Below are 2,710 nucleotides of genomic sequence, written 5' to 3'. Positions count from 1 at the left end.
ACACCGGACCGGGTGGCGCTGACCGTGCGGCTCGGCGCGGTCGTGGACTTCGGCGAGGAGCTGGGCGCGCTCGGCGGCCTCGCCTGGCAGGACGCCGACGGCGACGGGGTGCGGGACGCGGACGAGCCGGGCGCGCCGGGGGTGGCGGTGGCGCTGGAGGGCGCCGCGACGTCGACCGGGGCGACCGGGCCGGACGGGCGCTACGACTTCCGGGACCTGGCCCCCGGTTCCTACCGGGTGCGCATCACCCCGCCCGCGGGGACGCGCGTGCGGGTCGGGTCCGCGTTCGACCCGGTGACGCTGACCAGCGGGGACCTGGTGGTCCAGGTGGTCGGGGCGGACATCACGCAGCGCGCCGACCTGGACGCCGCGCTCGTGCCGGTGGAGCAGCCCGTCGACCCGCCGGTCGACCCGCAGCCGCCGGTGGACCCGCCGACGTCCCCCGGTCCGGCGGAACCGGTCGCGCCGGTTGACCAGGGGCCGCTGGTGGACGAGGCTGGGCCCGCTGTCGACGCGCCGCCGCCCGCCCAGGGACAGGAGCCCGGTCGGGAACCGGGGCAGGCGCTGGCCGGGACCGGGGCGCGCGGGGTGCTCCCGCTGCTCGCGCTGAGCGCGTCCGCGCTGCTCGCGGGCCTGGTGCTGGCGCTGCGCGCCCGCCGCCGCGCCTGAGTCCGCCCCGCCGTCCCGAGCGCAAGGGACCTGGGTCCCGGTCGATCGGGACCGTCGTCCCCTCACCCCGCGCGCCCCCGAGGGGCAGCATTGCCCGTGCGGCACCGGAGAGGGGCGGGGCGGACGGGGTCCGCCAGGCGCCCGGCCCTCTCGGCGACGGGGCCGGTCGGAGCGGTGCGCGCCGGGTTCGGGGGCAGGGCCCGAACGCGGTGGCGGGCACCCTCCCGTGAGGGAGCGGAAGGGCGGGCGCCCGCGGTGGCGTCGCGGGCGGCCCCGCCCTCCGCCGTCCCTTTCCCCGGCTGTCCCGGTAATGCCGTCCCGACCTTTGCGGGAATCGTCCCCGAGCGGGAAAACCGACCCAGGGTGTGGGGGTCGTCACCGGCGGTGCGCGAATTGCGCGGGAACGCCGAAGGCCGTTCCGCCGTCACAGGGTGGAACGAGGGGACGCGAGGGCGTCGAACCCCGTGCCACCCACTGCAGGGCGGGAGCAGCACCGTGGACCAGAACCAGAACGGCTATCCGGGAGCCCAGGGCGGACACCCCGGTAATCAGGGCGGACACCCCGGCGGCCAGGGCCATCCCGGAGCGCAGGGCGCTTATCCGGGCGGCCAACCCGGATATCCGGGCGCGCAGGGCGGATTCCCCCAGGGCGGATTCCCCGGCGCGCAGCCGGGCGGATTTCCCCAGGCCTTTCCGGCGGGCGGCTACCAGGGGCAGTACGGCGGGTACCCCGGCGGCGGGGGAGTGCCGCCGAAGAAGCGCAACGGCGCGGCCCTCGCGGTCGGGATCGTCGTGGCCGTGCTGCTGCTCGGCGGGCTCGGCTGGGGCGTCTTCGCGCTCACCGGCGACGACTCCCCGGACACCGCGTCCCCGGCGGCGGCCAGCGCCACGACCTCGTCGAGCGCCGCGCCCGACAGCTCCAGCGCGAGCCCGACCACCCGCAGGTCCAGCACCAGCGCCACGCCGAGGGGCGACTGGAGCAGCATCAAGGCCGGGGCGTGCGTCAAGGCCACCACGGTCGCCGGGCAGATGGAGCTGACCGAGGGCGCCTGCGACCCGACCAAGACGAACTTCCTGGTCGGCAAGGTCGTCGTGGACGGGACCTGCGAGGCCGCTTACACGACGGTGTGGCGCGCCGAGGGCGCCGAGCGCACCGACTACTGCCTGATCCCGAACCTGGTCATCGGCGAGTGCTACGACACCGGCGCGGGCCCGCTGGACGTGCCCGTCGCGCAGCCGTGCACCGGCGCGGACGCGAACCTGCGGAAGGTCACCGAGTTCGTGAAGGACACCCAGGACCACAGCAAGTGCAACGTCCAGGGCGCCTACTCGTACTTCACGTTCCCGCAGCCCCAGCTGGTCATCTGCCTGGTCAAGCCGTAGTCGCCGCGCGGAGCGTGCGGCCGACGTCACGGGAAACGCCCCGGCTTTTTCCGGCGAAAGCGCAGTGCGGGGTCGGGCGCGCCTATAGCGTGCGCCCGTCCAGCCTTTCCACGGGCAGCACCGGTCACAACGAAGGTCCCCATGAGCACACCCCAGCCCCCGCACGACCAGGGCGGTCATCCCGGCGGAGCCCCCGGCAACGGGCAATACGGGCAGCAGTTCCCCGAGAACGGGCACTACGGACAGCCCGCTGCCCAGTACGGACAGCCCGCCCCTCACTACGGGCAGCCCGATCCGCAGTACGGACAGCCCACCCCTCAATACGGGCAGCCCGATCCCCAGTACGGTCAGCCCGCACCCCAGTACGGTCAGCCCGCCCCCGGTTTCGGCCCCCCGCCGCACCCGAATTACGCGATGATGCCGCCGGGTGGTGTTCCGCCGCAGAAGAAGGGGTTGCCGAAGGCGCTCTCGGCCGTCCTCAGCGTGCTGATGATCCTCGGTGTGGGCATCGGCGTCCGCCTGGTCGCGCGGAGCCTGTTCTCCGACTCGGACTCCACGTCCACCGCGTCGACGCCGCTGACCGGGACCCAGACCCCCGAGGTCAGCGTGGCCCCGGTCAAGCAGAAGTGGGCGGCGACCATCAAGGCCGGGATGTGCG

2 protein-coding genes and 1 pseudogene are annotated in these 2,710 nt (G+C 74.9%); all 3 read left to right on the top strand.

All coding sequences use genetic code 11. The annotated features are described in order from the left end of the window. Positions 1 to 669, top strand: a 669-nt coding sequence (locus ACTUAL_RS27870; protein WP_440902319.1) for an SdrD B-like domain-containing protein, incomplete at its 5' end; no start/stop codon positions are given. A gap of 495 nt (positions 670 to 1,164) precedes the next feature. Then, positions 1,165 to 2,052, top strand: a complete 888-nt coding sequence (locus ACTUAL_RS27865; protein ID WP_440902318.1) for a hypothetical protein — start codon at positions 1,165 to 1,167, stop codon at positions 2,050 to 2,052. A 141-nt stretch (positions 2,053 to 2,193) separates the two neighbouring features. Next, a pseudogene (locus tag ACTUAL_RS27860) lies at positions 2,194 to 2,710 on the top strand (hypothetical protein); the annotation flags it as partial.

This window comes from Actinosynnema sp. (genome assembly GCF_052038725.1).
This window is presented reverse-complemented; position numbering and strand designations above follow the sequence as displayed.